Here is a 20,223-nt window from a genome sequence, read left to right on the forward strand (position 1 = left end):
GTGGTATCAGCGTGCGGTGGATCAGTCGTCGCCGAGGCCGGCGGCCTCGAAGGCGGACAGCGACGGCCGGATCGTCGCGGTCGGGCCACCGGTGGGCACCAGCGGGTCGAGCGTCTTGAGGCCGTCACCGGTGTTGTAGATGACGGTCTCGACGTCCGGGTCGAGGCGGCCTTCGTCCAGCAGGCGGCGCAGGCAGGCGACGGTGACGCCGCCGGCGGTCTCGCCGAAGATGCCCTCGGTGCGGGCGAGCAGGCGGATGCCGTCGACGATCTGCTCGTCGGTGACGTCCGTGATCGCGCCGCCGGTGCGGCGGGCGACGTCGAGGGCGTACGGGCCGTCCGCCGGGTTGCCGATCGACAGTGACTTGGCGATGGTGGACGGCTTCACCGGGGACACCGTGTCGACGCCGCGGGCGAACGCGGAGGCGACCGGGTTGCAACCGGCGGCCTGGGCGCCGAAGACCTTGTACGGGGTGGGCTCGACCAGGCCGAGCTTGCCCAGCTCACCGAAGGCCTTGTCGACCTTGGTGAGCAGCGACCCGGACGCGATCGGGACGACGACCTGGCCGGGGAGCCGCCAGCCGAGCTGCTCGGCGACCTCGTACCCGAGCGTCTTCGAGCCCTCGGCGTAGAACGGCCGCACGTTGACGTTGACGAACGCCCACTCGTACTCGCCGGCGAGCTCGCTGCACAGCCGGTTCACGTCGTCGTAGTTGCCCTGGATGGCGACGAGCGTGCCGCCGTAGACCGCAGTCGACACGGTCTTGCCGGCTTCCAGGTCGTGTGGGACGAGCACGATCGAGCGCAGCCCGGCGGACGCCGCGTGGGCGGCCACCGACTGGGCGAGGTTGCCGGTGGACGCGCAGGCCACGGTGGTGAAACCGAGGTCACGGGCGGCGGTGAGGGCCACCGAGACGACCCGGTCCTTGAACGAGTGCGTCGGGTTGGCGCTGTCGTCCTTCACCCACAGGGTGCGCATGCCCAGCTCGGCGGCCAGCCGCGGCGCGGGGCGCAGCGGCGTCCAGCCGGCACCCAGCGAGACCCGCCGCTCGGCGACGTGCCCGGCGGGCAGCAGCCCCACGTAGCGCCACAGGTTCTGCGGGCCGGCCTCGATCGACTCGCGGGTGACCCGGCGCAGCCGGTCCTCGTCGTAGGCGATTTCGAGTGGCGCAAAACACTCCACACAGACGTGCGTCGGCGACAGCGGATAGGTGGCTCCGCAGTGGCGACAGGACAGCGAAACAGCGGGGTTCGCGGTATCCGGGCTCGGGAGAGTGGCGCGCTCGGGCGCGAGAGTCATGCGTGAACTCCTCATCTTTCCCGGGCGCCGGCTGCGTCCCGGGTCGGAATTAGCACCTGCCGCGCAGGGTCGCGTCGGTGGTTGCCGGGGCTTCGCTGGGCCGTTCCCTCTGCCCCTCTGGATGAGCCAGATGAAGTTGTCTGTCCGTACTGTAGTCCGCGTGTGGGCGGGTGTGCACCGTAGTTTGTGGGGTCGGACGGGCGTCACGAACTGAGGGAGACGTAAGCGTGCCTGTACGGATCGTCTATACCGATCTTGACGGAACGATGGTCGGCCCGCGTGGATGCTTCTTCCGCTCCGAGGGCGGGGCCAGCACCCTGGAACCGGCCCGCGCGCTGGTGGATCTGCATGAGGCCGGTGTCGCGCTGGTCCTGGTCTCGGGGCGGACGCGGCCGCAGCTCGTGGAGGCCGCCGGGATCTTCGGCGCGGACGGGTTCATCGGGGAGCTGGGCGCCATCGTCGGGTGGACCAGCGGAACCTGGCTCGACAGCGAGATCCTGCGCGGGGCCATGCCGGATTCCTACGCGCAGGTGCCGGAGAGCCTGCTCGACGAGCTGATCCGGCTTCACCCCGGTCGCCTCGAGCTGCATTCGCCCTGGCACGCGGGCCGAGAGATCGACGTCATGCTGCGCGGCAAGATCAATGTCGCCGAGGTGGACGAATGGCTCGCCGAAACCGGTTTCGGCTGGCTGAGCATGCGTGACAACGGGCTGGTCTCGCCGGCGAACATGCCCGACCTCGGTGAGATACCTCACGTATATCACCTGGTGCCGGACGGTGTCAGCAAGGGCGAGGCGGTGGCCTACGACCTCAAGCGGCGCGGGATCGACCCGGCCGACGCCATCGCCATCGGCGACTCGGCCAGTGATCTGGAGATGGCTCGTTCGGTGGGCCGGATGCATCTGGTGGCCAACGCGGTGCGCCATCCCGACATCGCCGAACTGCTCACCAAGCACGACAACGTGGTGGTCGAGTCGGACGCGGTTGGGCTGGGCTGGGCAAGCGCCGTCCGCAGCGCCATCGACGGCCGGTAACAACTGGTAATAGTCGGTAACGACTGGTGATGAACCCGACACCCCCGTGCGGGGGTGTCGGGGCAGCCCGGTAGCCCCGCCGTGCGGGGATGACACCCCGACAGGGCGCTCGATGTCCTACGCTCCGCTGTGTGCGTCACATGCCGGGCATCGGGGAGCTCGCGGCGCAGGCCGGTGCCGGCTCGTTCCAGGCCGACCTGCTGGTCGCGTCGAACCGGGGTCCGGTCTCCTTCGCGGTCGGGGATGACGGCCTGCTGATCCCTCGGCGCGGTGGCGGCGGGCTGGTCAGCGGCCTCGCCCAGGTCGTGCAGGACGCACCCGAGGACGGCGGCGAGCTGCTGTGGGTCTGTACCGCGCTCAGCGAGGCCGATCGCCGGGCGGCCCGCTCGGCGCCGGGCGGCCGCATCGACCAGGCCGGCTACGACACCGGCGGTGCCTCGGTCCGCATGCTCGACCTGGACCGGGTGCTGTTCGACCGCGCCTACAACGCGGTCGCCAACCGGACGCTCTGGTTCGTCCTGCACCTGCTGCACTCGCCGTCGACGGAACCGAGCTTCGGTGCGTCGTTCCGGCAGGACTGGGCAGCCTACGAGGACTACAACGCCGCCTTCGCCGAGGCGCTCGCCGAGCAGGCCGCGCCGGGGGCGTGCGTCCTCGTCCAGGACTATCACCTGACGCTGGTGCCGGCGCTGCTGCGCGCGATCCGGCCGGATGTGCGCATCGCCCACTTCAGCCACACACCCTGGTCGCCGCCGCAGTACTTCCGGATGCTGCCCGACTCGGTGGCGGCGGCCATCCTGCGGGGCATGCTCGGGGCCGACCGGCTCGGTTTCCTCGCCCCCGCCTGGGCGGAGGCCTTCCGGGAGTGCTGCGCGGAGATCCTGGGCGCGACAGTCGAGGGCGATGCGGTCACGGCCGGCGGGCGCACGGTCCGGACGAGTCTCTACCCGCTCGGTGTGGACGCCGCCGAGCTGCGGGACCGCGCCACCCGGCCGGATGTGCAGGAGCGGGTGGCCGAGCTGCGTGAGCTGGCCGGTGGCTGCCGGCTGGTGGTGCGGGTCGACCGCACCGAGCTGTCGAAGAACATCGTCCGCGGGCTGGACGCCTATCGCGAGCTGCTGCGCACACATCCGGAATGGCACGGGCGGGTGATGCATCTGGTCTGCGCGTACCCGTCGCGACACGATCTGCCCGAGTACCGCGAGTACACCGCGGCCGTGCAGCGCATCGCGGCGGAGATCGAGGCCGAGTTCGGCACCGAGAGCTGGCTGCCCGTGCACCTGGAGATCAGCGACGACTTCCCGCGCTCGCTGGCCGCGATGAGCCTGGCGGACGTCCTGGTGGTCAACCCCATCCGGGACGGGATGAACCTCGTCGCGAAGGAGGGGATGGTGGTCTCGACGGAGAACGCCGTTCTCATCCTCTCCCGGGAGGCCGGCGCCTGTTCGCAGATGTCCGCCGACGCCCTGGTGGTGAACCCGTTCGACGTCACCGCCACCGCGGAGGCGATGCACACCGCGCTGACCATGGACCCGGCGCAACGGTGCGCCCGGACCGGGCGGCTCGCCGCGATCGCCGCGCAGCTGCCGCCGCGCGCGTGGTTCCGTGCGCAGCTCGACGAGATCGCCGACCAGCGCGGCTAGCTCCTCGACTCCGCCGCCGGGCCCGGTAGGTGAGGGTGCCGGGCCCGGTAGGTGAGGGCAGCAGGCAGGTCAGGGCCAGGATCAGGGCATCAGCCGGTCGGCCAGGACCTCCAGCAGCGTGACCATGCCGGCCGGGCCGTCGACGACCAGATCCGCCCGCAGGCGCAGTGCGTCCGGCACCTCGGGGCTGTCACTGCACACGGTGACGCCACCCACGCCGCTGGCCCGCAGCTCGTCGACCGCCTCGAACGCGGGCAGGTCGCCCAGGTCGTCACCGGCGACCAGCACCGACCGGGCCCCGCGCTCGGCAACCAGTGCCCGCAGCGCCCGGCCCTTGTCATGACCGGGTGGGCGCAGCTCCAGCACCCGCTTACCGGGCGCGGCCTCCAGACCGTGGTCCTGGGCCAGCCGGCTCAGGGCCGGCGTCAGCGCGGCGAGCGTGGCGTCCGGGTCGGCGGTCCGCCGGACGTGCACGACCAGGGCGTGCTGCTTGTCCTCGACGGACGTCCCGGCCGGGGCATCCTGGAGTGCCTCGGTGAGGGCACCGCGCAGGGTGCCCACCCCGGGCAGCGGCTCCGGGCTGGTGGTCTGCCCGGTCTCGGCGTCCCAGCGCTGCAGCCCGTACTGGCCGAGGACGAGCAGCCGGCCGAGGTCGGCGAACCGCGCCGCCTCGGTGAGCTGCAGGACGGCGTCCACCGGCCGGCCGGTGATGATCGCCACGGTGCCGACCCGGCGGGCGATCCGGCTCAGCGCCGCCATGGCGCCCGGGGCGGGCACGGCGTCCCCGGGCCGGGACACGATCGGTGACAGGGTGCCGTCGTAGTCGAGCGCGACCAGGGCGTTCTCCGGCGCGGTCAACAGGGCGGCCAGACCGGCGCCGCCGGCCGGGGTGCGCGGGGTCGGCGGGGATTCCACGGTGGCGGGCGCGGCCCGGCCGGTGGGCGGCGAGGTCGAGGATTCGGTCACGATCGCTCCCGGTCGCATGCGGTGGGTGGTGGCGGGCCGGCTGCCGTCAGGGCTGGTCGCCGGCAGGAAAGTCCCTGGTGATGACCAGGATGAGGGTGTCCGTCTCGATGATTCGCGTCTCGGCGCGGGGGACCATGCGATCAATCCCGGGGACGGTCTCCAGCAGGGTGCGAGCGGCCTCGGCGTCCTCGGGGTCGTAGAAGACGGTCGTGACCGGGACGTTGTACTGGCCCACGTAGTTGCCGGTCCGTTCGACCTTGAAGCCGGCGGCCTCCACCTTGTCGGCCGCGCGGTCGGCGAGTTTGGCGATCCGGGAGTTGTTCAGCACGATGACGGGCGCGAACGCGTGCGGCCCCGCCGGATCGGACCCGGGTTTCGGTGTCGCCGCGGCAGTGGTCGGTGCCGGTGGCCGGGTCGTGGCCTCATCGGTGGGCTCCGCCGGCCTGGTGGACGGGGCGGGAGCGGTGGAGGCGGCGGACTCGGCCGGCTCGGGCGGGCTCGTCCGCTCGGCGGACTCGGTCCGGATGGGGCTCGCCCCCGCGGCGGTGACGTCGTCATCGCTGTCGGACTGGGGGTTGAACAGGTTCACCAGCAGGATGCCGGCGAGCACGGCCAGCACGGACACGGCGATGGCGGCTGCCATGCGCAGGCGGTCACTACCGCGGGTTCGGTAGGGGCGGGAGCCACTGGGCACGGGGCTCTCCTCAGGCGTCGTCGGGACCGTCGCCGCCGGGCGCGCCGGCGTCGTCCAGGGCGCCGGCGCGGGCGCGCCGGCGTTCGTCAAGCAGCCGCTGCAGCCGGTTGACGAGCATCGGCTCGGCGGCCAGCGCGGCTGGTGACTTGATCAGTACATGCAGCTTCTGGTAATAGCGGGTCGACGACAGACCGAACTCGGCCTGGATGGCGGCATCCTTGGGGCCGGTGTGCACCGGCCACTTCTTCTCGAACGCCAGCATCCGGGCATCCCGCTCGCTCAGGCTGCCGCCGCCCATCGCCGGGCCGGAATCGGCAGCGTCCGATCCGGGGGCGGGGGGCACGGCGAACCTCCTTGCGGGGCGGCAGCCTCGCTGGGGAGGCAGGGACGCCGCCCACTATTTCATCCCGTGGGTCCCACATCCCGGTTCGTTCCTCCGGACACACCGGGCGCGTCGGCCCTCAGTGGCCCATAGCGTCGACGGCCCCCAGCGTCGACGGCCCCCAGCGTCGACGGCCCCCAGCGTCGACGGCCCCCAGCGTCGACGGCCTGTGGCGTCGACGGCATCGGCCCAGTGCCGCTGGCCCATACCGCGCAGGCGGGGCGACTCATACCGTTGAGCGGTGCTACCGCATGAGGAGACGGCAGGCCCCGAAGAGGGGGCCGGGGGTGAGTCCCGCCGGTTCGCCCGCACGCCGGAGGACTTCGAGTGCCTGGTGTGCGGGGCGGCGGTCCGGGGTGACGGCTACACGAACCACTGTCCGGCCTGCCTGTGGTCGCGGCATGTGGACGTCCACCCCGGCGACCGCGCGGCGGCGTGCCGGGGGCTGATGCGCCCGGTCGCGGTGGAGATGCGGGCCAGGGACAGCATCCTGACCCATCACTGTGTGGACTGCGGCCATCGGCGCCGCAACCGGACCGCGCCGGCGGACGCCGAGGCCGCCCTGTTCGCGCTGGCCAGGATGGTCGCGGAGGAGGTCGGTCGGCACGGGCCGGAGCCCGCCGGCCCGCAGCGCGGGGGCCAGCAGGTCAGGGGTACAGGCCCCGGGTCCGGTGCGCCTCGGCGACGCGGGCGACGCCGATGATGTGGGCCGCGGTGCGCAGGCTCACCCGCCGCTCGCGGGCCAGCGCGGAGACCTCCCGGTAGGCGCGCAGCATCAGCTCGCGCAGGCGGTCGTTCACCTGGTCCTCCGACCAGAAGTACGCCTGGATGTCCTGCACCCATTCGAAGTAGGAGACAGCGACGCCGCCGCCGTTGGCGAGGATGTCCGGCACGATCACCGTGCCGTTCCCGGTGAGGATCCGGTCGGCCTCCGCCGTCACCGGTCCGTTCGCGCCCTCGACGATCAGTGGCGCCTTGACCCGGTCGGCGTTCCCGACGTTGATCACACCTTCGAGCGCCGCGGGGACCAGCATGTCGACGTCGAGCTCGAGCAGCTCGTCGTTGGTGATCGTGTCGGTGCCGGGGTAGCCGACGACCGTGTCGCCGCCGCGGGCCACGTGCCGGATCAGCGCGGTCGGGTTGAGCCCCGCGCTGTTGTGGACACCGCCCTTGACGTCGGACACCGCGACCAGGCGGCAGCCGGCGTCGTGCAGGTACTGGGCGGCGAGCGCACCGACCTTGCCGAAGCCCTGCACGGCGACCGTGGTCTCCCTGGGCTCCTTGTCGAGCTCGCGCAGCGCGGCGAACGCCGCCAGCTGGACGCCACGGCTGGTGGCCCCGGCCCGCCCGGCGGACCCGCCGATCGACAGCGGCTTGCCGGTGACCACGCCCGCGGCGGTGTGGCCGGTGTGCGTGGAGTAGGTATCCATGATCCAGGCCATGGTCTGCTCGTCGGTGCCGACGTCCGGGGCCGGGATGTCCTTGTCCGGCCCGATCAGCGGCACCAGCTCGGCCGCGTACCGCCGGGTCATCCGCTCACGTTCCTGCCGTGAGAGCAGGCCTGGCTCGACGGCGATCCCGCCCTTCGCCCCGCCGTAGGGGATCCCCATCAGCGCGCATTTCCAGGTCATCCACATGGCGAGGGCCTTGACCTCGTCAAGATCGCAGGATGGGTGGTAGCGCAGGCCGCCCTTGGCGGGCCCGCGCGCCAGGTTGTGCTGGACCCGGTAGCCGGACAGGACGAGCAGCTGCCCGTCGTCGCGCAGCAGCGGCACCGAGACGGAGATCGATCGGCGCGGGGTGCGCAGCAGGTCGTGCATGCCGTCGTCCAGGCCCAGGTGGCGGACGGCGTCGGCAAGCTGCACGCACGCCGTGTCCCAGGCGGAGCCGGTCCCGAGGATCACAGAGCACCTCCGTGACTTCTGCTGTCGGGCAGCGTCCAGGGCGGGTGACGCTTGGCCATCGGGACGCCGAGCCGGTGATGTAACGCTAGGTAGCGAAGCGTACTCGCATGGCGATGACTTTCTCACGCCGGTACCTGCCGTGCCGGCGCGGCAGGTACTTTTCGGCAGATGCGACGTGCCTGGGTGAGTCCGTTCGGCCGGTCGCTGTTCGGCCGCCCGCTGCTCGTCCGCTGGGTACTGAGCCGTGCGGTGCTCCTCGTGCTGGCGCTGGCCGGGCAGGTGTTCGGCGCGCAGCAGAGCGTTCTCGGCGATGTGGATCTCTACCGGGACTGGGGGCACACGCTCGTCGCGCAGGGGCAGGTTCCCGGTGACGAGAAGTGGCAGTACCCGCCGGGCGCCGCGATGGTGCTGGCACTGCCGGCCGTGCCGAGGGAACTGCTGGGTGTCCCGTACGAGGTCTCGTTCTACCTGCTGATCCTCGGGCTCGACGCGGTCGTGACCTGGGCGCTGGCCCGGCGTTCGCGCCGCGCGGCGGACTGGTGGCTACTGGGCACCCTCGCGCTGGGCCCGGTCACCGTGGCCCGTTTCGACCTGGTGCCCGCCGCCGGTGCGCTCGCGGCCGTGCTCGCGCTGGGCCGCGGTGGCAGTGGCTCTGGTCCCAGCTCGGGCCCCGGCCCCGGCGGCGACCGCGACCGGTTCGGTCGCTTCGGTGGATGGGTGGCCTTCGGCGCCGCGGTGAAGGTGTGGCCGGGGCTGCTGCTCGTCGCCCTCGGCCGTCGGCACGCGGCCCCGGCGCGGTGCGGGTGGATCGCGGCCGGTGCCGCGGCCGTGGTCGCCGGGCTGTCCGCGGTGCTCCTGACCGCCGGCTGGTGGCACGGCGCGCTCGGCTTCCTGGACGCACAGCGGGCCCGGGGCCTGCAGGTCGAGGCGGTACCGGCCACACCCTTCGTGGTGGCCGCGATGTTCGGGGCCGGCTCCGGCCCGACGTACTCCTACGGGTCGCTCCAGTTCGACAGCCCGGCCGCCCGGGGTGTCGCCTCCGCGTGTTCTCTCGTCGAGATGGCTCTGATCGGTGTGGCGGCGGTGTGGTGGTGGGGACGCCGGCCGCGGGAGAAAGAGGCGCGACCCGCGGCTGCAACCGCGGCCGGGACCGCGGGCCGCGCCTTGGCGGCGGTACTCATCATCATGATCACGTCACGGGTGCTGAGCCCGCAGTATCTGGTCTGGCTGCTTGCGCTGGCCGCGGCCCAGCTCGCCTGCACCGGCCCGGCGCCGGACGGCCCCGGGCAGCCGGGCGGTTCGGGCAGCCAGCCGGACGGGCACCCTCTCGGCCGACTGCCCGGACGGCGAGGCTGGCGGCAACGGTGGTGGCAATGCTGGCGGCGGGGTGGGCTGTGGGCCGGCCGGCGGGACCTGACGGTGCTGCTCGTGGCCGCCTGCGTGCTGACGCAGATCGTCTACCCCTGGCGGTACAACGATGTCGTGCAGGGCCGGGTCGTCGGTGGGCTGCTGCTGATCGCGCGGAACCTGCTGCTTGTAGTAGCCGCGTGGTACGCGCTGCGGGCTACCGCCGGCGGGCCGCGCGCCGCTGGACCCGCGGTGCCGCCGCCGCCAGCGCGAGCAGAACCAGGGCCGCCGCGGCTACCGCGCCAGGTGCCCCGGCTCGGCCGAGCAGCCGCCAGGTTGCGGCGAGCGGGGACAACGTCGCGGCACACAGCCACACCGACGTGACCACGACCAGCGCGAGCACCGCCCTGGTCCGTCGGTCGAGCGCGGCGAGCGCGACGAGCGCTGCCAGGAACGGCACGCTGAGCGCGAGATACCACGGGTAGAGCACCGGGGAACCGAGAGCCACGGCCATCCCGCCGTAGCCCACGACGGCCAGATCATCCCGGTGTCCGCTCGCGGGCGGCCTTGACCAGGCCCGCAACAGGAGCCAGCCGACGATGAGACCAGCCGTGAGCAGGGTCAGGACGCGGGTGGCCCGCAGCAGGCTGTCGTCCGTGACATCCAGCCCGACCAGGTGGCCCAGCGCACCGGCCGCGGTCGCGAGGATCGACGCCGGAGCCACACCCGTCTCGAGCTTGCCGGACGTCGCCAGCGCGCCGAGCCAGGTCGGCCCGAAGCCGCCCGCGGCACTGGCGGCGACCACCGCGATCGTCCCGGCGGCGACGTCCGCTCCCAGGGATCGTCGCCATCCGTCCCGGGCATGGGCGACCACGAGCCAGGCGACCCCGAGGAAGGCGGTGGCCTTGACGCTCCCGGCGAGGCAGGCCAGAGCCACGGCCGCCGCGCCGAGCAACAGGTCGTGGTGCCCGGGGGAGGGCCGCTCGCGGATGCGCATCCGGTCGACGACCAGTGCGGCCGCGAGCAGTGCCGCGGCGAGTGCGTCCAGGTGCGCTCCACCGATCAGATGGATGATCACGAACGGATTGGCCGCGAGCAGGACGAGCACGATCGAGGCGTAGGAGTCCGCGGGGCCGGGTTCCGTGCCCGTGCCGGCGGGTGAGCTCGCCGCGGTGAGCGAACCCGTCCCGGCGGTGAGTGGGCCCGGCCTGCGCCACAGGCGCAGCATCAGCAGGACGAGGGCAACAGTGGAGACCACGGCGATGATCCGCAGCACGACCGTCACGGTGGCTGGGCCGGACCCGAGAGCGTTCCCGACCGCCGCCGCGAACCGTTCCACACCCACGGCGAGCCCGCCGTAGGGAGCATGTGTCTCGCGCCACCGGGGGTCGACGGCGGCGACGAACGCCGCGCCCGCCGTTCCGGCCGCCTCCGGTGAGAGCAGATCGCCGATCCCGTGGGTCGCCGGATCCAGCCCGTACCGGGCGAGCTCGCCCTGGGCCGCGTAGGCGTAGACGTCCCGGCTGAACAACGGAGGGCCAACCGCGAACGGGGTTGCCCACGCGAGGGCGGCGACGGCGGCCGTCCGGGTCGGGAGCGCGTGACGCAGCGCGTGCCGCAGCAGGATGACCCAGGTCAGGCAGAGGGCGATCACGGCCAGCACCGCTGTGGCCGCAAGCACGCCCCTGACCGTGTCCGAGGGGGGCGCGGATGGGAGAATTCCCCACCAGGACGACGGGTCGCTGGCCTGTGGGTCCCTGGGGCCGAGCCGGGCCTCGCCGACCATGGCGATGATCGCGGCGATCGTGCCCGCCACGATCAGTCGCCGCCCTGGCGGCGTGCCTGCTCTGCGGCCGGCCGGGGCACCCGCAGTGTCGGCAGCGGTGGCATCGGCGGTGCCGGTGGCGCCGGCGGTGCCGGTAGCGCCGGCTGCGTCGGCGGTGCCTGTGCCGGTGGCGCTGGCTGTGGTGCCGGTGGCGTCGGTGGCGCTGGCGGTGTCAGCGGCGAAGATGTCGACGCTGTGTCCGTGCGTGTTGATCAGGGTGCCGGTGGGGCCGGCCGTGTGAGCCTGGGAGGTGGCGGGTGGGCCTGCTGGCGACGCCTGATCCGCCGCTCGGGACCACCACCGGCGAAATCCCGGAATCGCCCGAGCTGGCGCGCCACAGTGGGACCGGTCGTCGCCACGACTCACTCCCGCAGACCTCCTGCCTCGCCGTGGGCCCTCGTCGCCGTAGCCGGCTGGCCGAGGCGGCAGCGGCGCTGGGCACCGCGGTGGTGCGCAGGCCCTGGCTGCTGACCGCCGTGCTCTGTCTGATCTCGGTGTGCTTCGACGTGACCGGCCCGGACACTCCCGCTCAGGAGTATCGGGTCTGGCTGTTCGAGCACGGCGGAGCGCTTCTGTGGGACGACGGTTGGTACGGCGGCCATCCCATACTCGGTTACAGTGTGCTCTTTCCCCCGCTGGGTGCCCTGCTTGGGGTCCAGACCATCGGGGTGCTGGCGTGTGTCGCCTCGACCGCGATCGTGACGAGGCTGCTGCGTGGGCCGGGGGGCCGCCGCGGGCATGATCTGGCGCTGGTGTGGTTCGCGGTCGCGACCGTGGCCAACCTGGTCGTCGGCCGGATGCCGTTCGCGCTCGGCATGGCCTTCGGTGCCCTCGCGCTGGTCGGCGCGAGGGAGCGCAGGGTCTGGCTGGTGTGGCTCGGCGCGGTGTTGTCGTCGCTGGCGTCGCCGCTTGCCGCCGGCTTCGTGCTGATGGTCGGCCTGGCTCTGCTCGGGTCGCTGCCGCGCCGGGTGCTCGCCGGGTTCCTGGGCGCGACCGCGGGGATCATCGTCGCGCTGGCCTTCCCCGACGAGGGCTACCAGCCGTTCCCGGCTGTCACGTTCATCTCCTTGCTGGCCCTGATCGGGTGCGGGCTGCTGCTGGTGCCGAAGGAGCGGCGGGCGGTCCGCAACGGTCTGCTGCTGTGGGCGGCGGCGGCGATCTTCTTCTTCTTCGTGCCCACCCAGATCGGCGGCAACATTGCCCGCCCGGCGACGATGCTCGCCGGGCCGGCCGCCGCGGTGTTCCTGGCCGGCCGCCCGCGGGCGCTGGCCGTGGTGGCGATTCCGCTGATCGGCTGGCAGATCGGCCCGGTCCACGGAGCCCTGGTCACACATGGTGATCCGTCCGCGTCGCCTGGCTACTACACCGAGATGCTGGACTACCTGGACAACGACAGCCCCGTGCCGGTCGGCCGGGTCGAGATTCCCTTCACCCGGTCGCACTGGGAGGCACGTTATGTGCCCCCGCGGATCCCGATGAGCCGGGGCTGGCTGCGCCAGGCCGACAGCAAGTACAACGCGCTGTTCTACGACGGGACGCTGACGGCCGAGACGTATCACGACTGGCTGCTCGCCCGGGGCGTCACCTATGTCGCGCTGCCGAACGTCGATCTCGACCCGTCCGCGGTGGCCGAGGCCGAACTGCTCCGTTCCGGGCTGCCGTACCTGGAGCTCGCGTGGCAGAACGCGGACTGGAAGATCTGGCTGGTCCGGGACTCCGCGGGTCTGGTCCACGGGCCGGCCACCCTCACCGAGCTGGGCGTCAGCTCGATCGCGGTGTCGTTCGCGAACCCGGGCTTCGCCACGGTCCTGGTGCACTACACCCCGTACTGGCAGCTCACCGAAGGTGACGCCTGCGTGTTCCGCGCGGCGGGGGGCTGGACCGGCATCCTCACCCAGTCCAGTGGGGCCGTCCGTCTGTCGGCGCGCCTGTCGGTGGACGGTCTGACGCGTGCCAGCGCCCTGGACTGCCCGGCCGACGAACGCCTGCACTGAACCAGCTTCCGGGCCAGACGTTCGGGTCGGGTCAGACGTTCGGGTCAGGCGGGCGGGTCCGGCGGCCGGGGCATCATCCGCACGATGCCGAGATCCGCCGCGGCGAGCACCACCGGCATGTTGAGCACGACGGCTCGGCTGCGGTCCTGGTCTTCCGCGGAGAGGCTCTCCCACTCGATGAGTGACGGGTGGGAGCCGTCCTGTTCGGTGGGCCCGAACCGCATCCCGCGGCTCTCCCGTTCGCGCCGCCACCTCAGGTGCTCCTCGGGAGCCAGCTGTTCCACCTCCTCCTCGGTGAAGACGAACTCCGGATCATGCTCCCCCAGGGGCACCAGCATCCAGTTCCGCCGGCGCAGGACCTCGCTGTAGCCGATCGCCTGTGCCCGGTTCGAGGCCTGCAGATCAGGTGCCAGCTCCGCCCACGGGCGCAGACCGCGCCGTGAGCCGATCTGCGCGCCCGCGGCGAGCTCCTTCGTGAGGTACTTCTCATGGATGATCTGAGCGAAGTTCTCGATGAGATCGTTGGCTCCGGGGTCGAGCGGCAGTGCCTCGTCGTTCACGGCGAAGAACCGCAGCCCACCGCCGACGTTGTCGAGCAGCCCACCATCTCCGGCCGGGTCAGTCTCGTCGGTGGGTGGCTCACGCGGGCCGAACACGTCCTCGAAGCTGCGTTGGCGCCCCGTCCGCACGACGATCCTGGTGCGGTTGACGCCGAGGCTGCCGGCACCGACCGCGCGGACCACCTCGAGACCGCGCAGCAGGGCTTCCTCCTCCTCCCGATGGCAGACGTACACGAACTCGGGTGGTGTCGGTGGCTCGCCCGGCGCGCGGCTGATCAGGACGAGTTCGGGTGGGACGTCACCGGAGGCGCTGTCGTGACACAGCAGCGTGACCCGGCCGAGCGCGGGCTCACGTGAGCGCATCGCGGCAGCCTTGACGGACGCGTCCGGTGCGCACAGCACGATGCACAGCAACGGGCCGCCGGCCGGGCTGTTGTCCCGCCACCGCCGCGCGAGCTCCATGACGACGGCCTGCCCGAGGCCCGAGGTGCCCAGGACGACCAGGTGCGGCGGTTGGTGCGGTGCGGTGTCGTCGTGCCCCGGCCGGGACCAGGCCGGAGCGTTGCTGTTGAGCAGGGAATGCGCACCGAGGACCTCGACCGCGAAGAAGTCGAGCCGGAAGCCCGGGTCGCCCTCCAGCCCGATCCACCGCGCGCGCAGGTGCGGGAGCAACGACAGGTCTCCGACCTGGGCGAGGCAGCGCAGTGGGTTGTCCGCCCGGGCGTCGGCGAACCGGCGGAACCGGGCGCGGGTGCGCCCGGCCCGCAGGACCGCCCGGGCGGTGAGGGTGACGGCCAGGTTGGAGGCGGTGTCGGCGAGGCAGCTGTAGATGACATCGGCACGCGCGACCCCGGCCCCCTGAAGCACGAGCAGCTCGGCCGGATCCCCGTTGATGCGGAGCAGGTTCGGGGGGCGCTCGGCGTCCGGGTACTCGCGTTCGGCGTCCTCTGCGACGAGCACCACCCGCCTGGACCCCACCAGCTTGTCCACCAGCGCCGACGCCGTCGGGCCGCTGCCGCAGACGACGACGTGCCGGCGGGCGTGCCGGGCCCGGAACTGCTCGAACCGGTGCGCGAAAAGGGTGCTGGCCGCATCGGCGACGCCCACCGCGGTGGCCAGCGGCGCCAGGAAGCGGGCAACCTCCAGCGCGGGAGGGAACTGCCCGCCGCCCTCGAACATCGTCCCGTCCGCGAGGAACAGGGTTGACGCGAAGAAGACCACGTTGGTCCACGTGAAACTTTCCGGCGTGGCCGCGAAGTGCTGGTACGTGCCGATGAGGCTCAGCGCCAGCGCGATGAGCCCCAGCACCACGAACATGCTGAGCAGATGGCGGCGCAGCCACCGCAGCATCCGGCCGATCCGGCTCACGGGCCCGAACAGGAACGCGGGGTCGAGCCTCATACCCCGCGTCACCCGCGGCGGGTCGTCACCGTGACGACGGCTCCGACACGAGGTCGGCGACGACGATCGTGGTGTCGTCGCGAGCTCCGGCGATCAGCGCGGCCTCGACGAGGGCGTCCGCGGCCTTCTCCGGTGGCTCGGCGCCGAGCTCGGTCATGAGCCCGAGCAGCTGCTCCGGGGTCATCACCTTCGTGATGCCGTCGCTGGCGAGAATCACCCGGTCGCCCGCGCGCACCGGCTCGTGCAGAAGATCCGCCTCGATCTGGTCGGCGAGGCCGATCGCGTTGAGCAGCGGGCCGTTCTTGATCGCGTGCGGCGTCGTGATCTGGTGTGGGCGCCCCTTCTGTGGCTGCAGCCAGACCGAGCTGTCACCGACGTGGGCGATGAACAGGGTCTCGCCGGTCGACTGCTGCCGCCCGAGGATGACGACGTCGAGCGTGCAGGCCATGCCCCGCCAGGCCGGCTCCTCCCGCGGCTTCTCCCGGACGACCTGGTTGGCCCGCGCGATGGCCTGACGCAGGCCGTCGACCGGGTCCCGGGCGTACTGGGGGCGGAAGCCCGCGACGGTGGTGACCGCGAGCGTGGACGCGATCTGGCCCGCGGCCTCGCCGCCGACGCCGTCCGCCACCGCCAGCAGGCCGTCCGAGACGACCCAGGCGTCCTCGTTCGGGCCGCCACGTTTGCCGCGCCTGGAACGCCCGGCCGCGGCGAGGCGCAGCGCCGGCGTCGTGGTCTGGGCCGGTTCGGCCGCGACGATGCCAGCCTCGCCTGATTCGGGCGAGGTTCCCTCCGCCTGCGCCTGGGCCTGCAGCGGAGGCAGCAGGGGTGGGGCCGGCGGTACCGGTGCGTGGCTCGAGCCCCAGCTCGGCGCATGCTCCGGGCTTACGGGGACCCGCCTGGTCTGGGCGGCCGCGGGATCGGGGTAGGACGCCGGCCCGGGGTACCCCGGGCCTGAGCTCCCCGGATGCCCCGCATCGGAGTACCCCGCATCGGAGTACCCCGCGTGCGTGGGTGGCTCGGGGATCGGGAAGCCTCCGGTGGCCGGCCCCCGGCCCTCCTGCGCCGTCGACAGCCGGTAGGCGGAGTCGTCGACGTCGCTATGGTGCGGGCGACCGCTGGGAGGCGGGGTCCACCCGGTGGCGTCCGGGTCCCGGCTGTCGTTCATGTAGGTGTCCCTGCTGCCTGAGTCGAATCCGCCCGTGGCGTGCGGTGGGTACACGCCACCGATATTGTGACCCGCGTCCTGGCGGTCATCCGCCGTGGTCGTGGCCGTGTCGGTTTCATCGCCCAGGTCGGGCTCGTTCAGGCTGCTGACCCGGGTGGCGTCCGTGTCGACCCACTCGTTCCATCCGGTAGCGTCATCCCACGCCGAGCGGGTGGCCTCGCCCGAGTCAGCCGCGTCCTCGCCGCCGGTCGTCTCGGCCGCGTTGTAGCTCGGTGTGGCCGGCCCGCCCGCGACCGGCCCGCCCGCCACCGGCCCGCCCGCGACCGGCACGGCTGCGGCGGCCGGAGCGGAGAATCCCGGAACCATGCCGTCCGGGTCATCCGTGGCATCCGGGCCGCTCGGCTCGCCCGGCGGCTCCGGGCTCGGTTGCTCCCGCAACGGGATGGCCCCCGGCCGTGACCGGCGTGTCTCCAGCGTCCGCCGGCGCCCGGCGTCGGCCCCGGTGCGCGGGGCCCGGCTGGAGAGCACGACAAAGACAACGGCGCCCACAAGAAGCACCACAATGAGCATGATCGGTACCAGTGAGCTACCCATGGCCTCCGTCCCCGCCACGCCAACCCGATCACGCTATAGGACGTGTCGGTAGCAGTCCCCATACATAACCAAAGGCGTCTACTCGTAGACGATGGGGCCTGTGTCATGACTCCGACAAAAGTCCGTTCAGGCCCGCTCGGCACCGTTCGCGCGAGCAGGTGGACGTGATAGCGGGGTCTGGCCGGGGTGATTCGGGTGTCGGGTAGCTGTCCGGGGCGCCCGAAGGTCATACGGTCATGCGGTCAGACGACAGGGGCGCCGGGACGGACGTCGGGGGCGGGTTCCAGTGCGGCCAGCCGGCGCTCCAGCAGCCGCACGAGCTCGCCGCGGTCCAGCTCCGCCGGGTCGAACAGGTGCTGCAGCGCCAGCCCGTCGCAGAACGCCAGCAGGGCGCGCGCCTCGTCGCCCGGCCGCAGATCGGCGCGGATCTCACCGGCGTGCTGGCCGGCCGTGATCACCTCGGCGAGGATGGTCCGCAGCTCGTGATAGGCGTCCCTGGGGAACGCGCGCAGCATCTCGCTCGCCAGCACCCGACTGACGAAGCCGTACCAGACCAGCAGCTCGTCACGGCGGGCCTCGTCGAGCGGAAGCAGCCCGGTCAGTGCAGCCCGCAGGACGGTGCGTGGCCGGGCGTCGGCGGCGATGTCCGCGAACCGGCGCCGGTAGGCGTCGGAACTGGCCTGGAAGGCCACGGCGAGGATCTCGTCCTTGGAGCCGAAGTAGTGGGCGAGCACACCCGTCGACCAGCCTGACTCGGCGGCTACCCGGCGCACCGTGACCGCGTCGATCCCCTCACGGGCCACAAGACGGAGCACGGCGGCGCCGATCTCGGCCCGCCGCTGCTCGTGATCTATGGCCCGAGGCACAGTCCGAGTCTACCCAGGGATTTATTTCGGACGTCCGTGTTACAACGGAGGGAGGGTTCTCGCCGAGGAGGTGTGGTGCACATGCTTGTCGCGGTACTGGTCGGCTGCGAGATCGGATTCTGGCTTCTGCTGGCGAGCGGTCTGTTGGCCAGGTACGTCCTGCGCCGGCAACGGCTGTCGGCCGCACTGCTCCTCAGCGTGCCGCTGGTGGACGTCGTGCTGCTCGGTGCGACCGTCACGGACCTGCGGGGCGGGGCCGACGCCACGTTCGTCCACGGGCTCTCAGCGGGTTATCTCGGCTTCTCGGTCGCCTTCGGGCACAGCATGGTCCGCTGGGCGGACAGGCGGGTGGCGCACCGCCTCGGAGCGGGCCCGCCGGTACCGAAGCCCGCTCCACGCGGCACCCGGGAACGGCTCCGGTACGAGTGGCGTGAGTTCGGCAAGGCCGCCGTGGCCTGGGCCGTGGCCTGCGGGCTGCTCGCGTTGATGATGGTGCTGGTGGGCGGCGCCGGTGCCGGCAGCGGTGACACCGCCGAGCTTGGGGCCTGGATCGTCCGGCTCACCGTCGTCCTGGTGGTCTGGTTCGTCGGCTGGCCGGGATGGGAGTCGGTGCGGATGGCCGTCCGCCGGACCTGAGCGCGGCGCCTCGGCCTCCTGCCCCCGACCTCGCTTTTCTCCCCGCTCCCGCCTCTGTCCTGCCTTTTTCCGGAATCTGAAGGGGCGAAAGGTGAAGAGATGAGGATTTTGGCTACAACGGCCAAAATCCTCGGATTCTCGAGCTCGGACTTCGAGTGGTCGCTGCTGCCGGACAAGATCTGAGGATTGTGGTCGCGGGGACGACGAAAATCATCAGGGCTCGGGCTCGGGCTCGGGCTGCCGCTGCTGTCGGCCAAGGCTGTGGTGGCGTGGCGTGGCGGGTACGGGTGGCGCCGTCCGGCCCTAGACGCCGTCCAGCGCGGGCGACCACGGTCCGTCGGCATCGCCGCGGGGGCGGACCAGGGTGAACGTGTCGAAGGGGACGGGCTCGGCCGTGGACGAGTCGTAGACCGTCACCACGATCCGGGTCGTCCCGCCCGGAGTGCCCGGATCAACCTCGAAGCCGGCGAAGGCGTAGGGGTGGTCCGGGAAGCGTGCGGCGAGCCACGGTGCGGACTCCATCTCCCGGATCGCCGGGTGATGCCGTTGGCCGGGTGCGGGGTCGCGCACGCCGACGACCACCTGGCAGGCCGGTGGATCGAACAGCTCGTGGGCGGACGGCGTCGACGAGCCGCCCGTACCGACGAGCAGGTGCACGGCCCCGGCCGAGGTGTCGATCGTGAGGGCGCCGTTCTCGGTGGTGGCGGCAGCCGGTACGGGGCGGGGTGTCCGGGTCGGTGTCCCCTCGATGACGCCTCGCAGCGGGTGGGTGCGTTCGTAGTGATGCTCGTGCCCGGACAGCACCAGATCGACGCCGTACTGGTCGAACAGGGGCAGCCACTCCTCACGCAGCCCCAGGTCGGCGCCGTTGTGGTGGGCGGCGGTGGAGATCGCCGGCTGGTGCGCGACGGCGACGATCCAGTCGACGTCCCGGTCGGCCCGGGCCTGTTTCAGCTCCCGCTCCAGCCACGCGGTCTGCCGGCCGGAGCTGTACCCGTGCAGGTAGACCCGGCCGGCGTCCTGGTAGCAGACGTCGTCGCCGCTGAGCACGACGAATCGGACGCCGCCGACGGTGAACGCGTACCAGAGGCCGTCGAGGTAGGGCTCGTCGTCGTTGCTCGGTAGCTGGAAGTACGTCTGGTAGGCGGCCAGGCCGAGCGCACCGTTGCCGCGCTCGATCTCGTGGTTGCCGGCGCTCGGCATCCAGGGGCGGCGGTGGGCGGAGGCGCTGATCATCTCGAACCAGCCCGACCAGGCGACCGGTGGGACGGCGTTGACGTTCGCGTAGGCCAGGTCGCCGTTGACCAGGGTGAACAGTGGCGCCACGCGCTCGATCCCGGCCACCAGCGTCGCCGAGGCCGCGGTACCGAACGGGTCCTCGGGGTGATCCGTGCCGTGGTCTCCGAAACAGGTGAAGGAGAACGCCGTCCGGCCGCTGGGGGCGGTACGAAAGGTGGAACCGCCCAGCTCGAGCAGCCGACCGGAGCCGCGGTGCCGGAACGGGGCGTTGCCCGGTACCCGCATCGAGATCTCGTAGCGGTACTCGGTGTCGGGTTCCAGGCCTTCGAGCAGCGCGTGATGGGCGAAGATCTCCTGGCGGGTCACCGCGTCGGTGTACGAGCGGGTGACAGCGTCGACCTTGATGCCGGTGCCGGTGCCGGCGGCAGTGTCGGTCGCAGTGGCGGTGGCGGCGTCCGTCGCGGTGGCGGTGTCGTCGATGGGCGCCGGCCGCAGGCGGACCTCGGGTCGCAGCACGGGCGACCTGGTGATCCAGGAGACGATCATCGAGCTGGCCGGATCGGGACCGAAGGTGAGGTGTACGCCGTGCCTGGCCAGCCCGTCGGACTGTCGGCGCGGCGCTGCGGACTGGTCTTCGTCCTGGTGGCGGCGAGGCATGACTTCCGATGCGGGTC

Annotated in this window: 15 protein-coding genes, 1 pseudogene and 1 riboswitch; of the genes and pseudogenes, 6 read left to right on the forward strand and 10 right to left on the reverse strand. The window is 72.3% G+C overall.

Annotation, left to right across the window (positions count from 1 at the left end):
• Positions 1–21: 21 nt before the first annotated feature.
• Positions 22–1,299 carry a threonine synthase gene (gene thrC, locus ACG83_RS26420; protein WP_054568935.1) on the reverse strand — a complete coding sequence of 426 codons (1,278 nt, stop codon included), beginning with the start codon at positions 1,297–1,299 and terminating at the stop codon, positions 22–24.
• 8 nt (positions 1,300–1,307) lie between these two features.
• Positions 1,308–1,427: riboswitch (SAM riboswitch) on the reverse strand.
• A gap of 99 nt (positions 1,428–1,526) precedes the next feature.
• On the opposite strand from thrC, the gene ACG83_RS26425 reads away from it, so the two are divergent.
• Complete coding sequence (locus tag ACG83_RS26425; protein WP_054568936.1) at positions 1,527–2,333, forward strand: HAD family hydrolase; 807 nt, start codon at positions 1,527–1,529, stop codon at positions 2,331–2,333.
• A gap of 140 nt (positions 2,334–2,473) precedes the next feature.
• Complete coding sequence (locus ACG83_RS26430) at positions 2,474–3,976, forward strand: trehalose-6-phosphate synthase (protein ID WP_054568937.1); 1,503 nt, start codon at positions 2,474–2,476, stop codon at positions 3,974–3,976.
• A gap of 81 nt (positions 3,977–4,057) precedes the next feature.
• Here ACG83_RS26430 and otsB read toward each other — a convergent pair whose 3' ends face one another.
• From otsB to ACG83_RS26445, 3 genes are read right to left on the reverse strand one after another with little or no spacing between them, the layout of a single operon-like run.
• Complete coding sequence (otsB, locus tag ACG83_RS26435; protein ID WP_054569164.1) at positions 4,058–4,942, reverse strand: trehalose-phosphatase; 885 nt, start codon at positions 4,940–4,942, stop codon at positions 4,058–4,060.
• A 46-nt stretch (positions 4,943–4,988) separates the two neighbouring features.
• Positions 4,989–5,636, reverse strand: a complete 648-nt coding sequence (locus tag ACG83_RS26440; RefSeq protein ID WP_054568938.1) for a LytR C-terminal domain-containing protein — start codon at positions 5,634–5,636, stop codon at positions 4,989–4,991.
• A gap of 10 nt (positions 5,637–5,646) precedes the next feature.
• Positions 5,647–5,979: a DUF3263 domain-containing protein gene (locus ACG83_RS26445; protein ID WP_054568939.1), complete on the reverse strand. Its 333-nt coding sequence runs from the start codon at positions 5,977–5,979 to the stop codon at positions 5,647–5,649.
• Between the two features lie 280 nt (positions 5,980–6,259).
• Between ACG83_RS26445 and ACG83_RS26450 the strand changes: the two genes are divergently transcribed.
• Positions 6,260–6,721, forward strand: coding sequence for an RNHCP domain-containing protein (locus ACG83_RS26450; RefSeq protein ID WP_076828907.1), 462 nt, complete (start codon positions 6,260–6,262; stop codon positions 6,719–6,721).
• On the opposite strand, the gene ACG83_RS26455 is transcribed toward ACG83_RS26450, so the two are convergent.
• Positions 6,666–7,922: a Glu/Leu/Phe/Val dehydrogenase gene (locus ACG83_RS26455; protein ID WP_054568941.1), complete on the reverse strand. Its 1,257-nt coding sequence runs from the start codon at positions 7,920–7,922 to the stop codon at positions 6,666–6,668. The genes ACG83_RS26450 and ACG83_RS26455 overlap by 56 nt on opposite strands.
• A 168-nt stretch (positions 7,923–8,090) precedes the next feature.
• Here ACG83_RS26455 and ACG83_RS47000 point away from each other — a divergent pair.
• Positions 8,091–9,056: pseudogene (locus tag ACG83_RS47000) on the forward strand (glycosyltransferase 87 family protein); the annotation flags it as partial.
• A 430-nt stretch (positions 9,057–9,486) separates the two neighbouring features.
• Here the strand turns inward: ACG83_RS47000 and mptB are convergent.
• Positions 9,487–11,460, reverse strand: coding sequence for a polyprenol phosphomannose-dependent alpha 1,6 mannosyltransferase MptB (mptB, locus tag ACG83_RS46185; RefSeq protein WP_369812913.1), 1,974 nt, complete (start codon positions 11,458–11,460; stop codon positions 9,487–9,489).
• Here mptB and ACG83_RS26465 point away from each other — a divergent pair.
• Positions 11,352–13,088 (forward strand): hypothetical protein, encoded by a 1,737-nt coding sequence (locus ACG83_RS26465; protein WP_054568942.1) that lies wholly within the window; start codon positions 11,352–11,354, stop codon positions 13,086–13,088. The two genes, mptB and ACG83_RS26465, sit on opposite strands and share 109 nt — an antisense overlap.
• Positions 13,089–13,132: 44 nt before the next feature.
• Here ACG83_RS26465 and ACG83_RS26470 read toward each other — a convergent pair whose 3' ends face one another.
• The 3 genes from ACG83_RS26470 to ACG83_RS26480 form a co-directional block, all read right to left on the reverse strand.
• Entirely contained in the window at positions 13,133–15,049 is a 1,917-nt protein-coding gene (locus ACG83_RS26470) for an NAD-binding protein (RefSeq protein WP_054568943.1), read from the reverse strand.
• Positions 15,050–15,074: 25 nt separating this feature from the next.
• Positions 15,075–16,808 (reverse strand): PP2C family serine/threonine-protein phosphatase, encoded by a 1,734-nt coding sequence (locus ACG83_RS26475; RefSeq protein WP_054568944.1) that lies wholly within the window; start codon positions 16,806–16,808, stop codon positions 15,075–15,077.
• 242 nt (positions 16,809–17,050) lie between these two features.
• Positions 17,051–17,674 carry a TetR/AcrR family transcriptional regulator gene (locus tag ACG83_RS26480; RefSeq protein ID WP_054568945.1) on the reverse strand — a complete coding sequence of 208 codons (624 nt, stop codon included), beginning with the start codon at positions 17,672–17,674 and terminating at the stop codon, positions 17,051–17,053.
• Between the two features lie 81 nt (positions 17,675–17,755).
• Here ACG83_RS26480 and ACG83_RS26485 point away from each other — a divergent pair, with 81 nt between their 5' ends.
• Positions 17,756–18,310, forward strand: a complete 555-nt coding sequence (locus ACG83_RS26485) for a hypothetical protein (RefSeq protein ID WP_054569166.1) — start codon at positions 17,756–17,758, stop codon at positions 18,308–18,310.
• Between the two features lie 303 nt (positions 18,311–18,613).
• Here the strand turns inward: ACG83_RS26485 and ACG83_RS26490 are convergent, their stop codons facing one another.
• Positions 18,614–20,206 carry a metallophosphoesterase family protein gene (locus tag ACG83_RS26490; protein ID WP_083473577.1) on the reverse strand — a complete coding sequence of 531 codons (1,593 nt, stop codon included), beginning with the start codon at positions 20,204–20,206 and terminating at the stop codon, positions 18,614–18,616.
• Positions 20,207–20,223 lie beyond the last annotated feature (17 nt).

Origin of the sequence: Frankia sp. R43 (assembly GCF_001306465.1) — a bacterium.
GTDB classification, from domain to species: domain Bacteria; phylum Actinomycetota; class Actinomycetes; order Frankiales; family Frankiaceae; genus Parafrankia; species Parafrankia irregularis.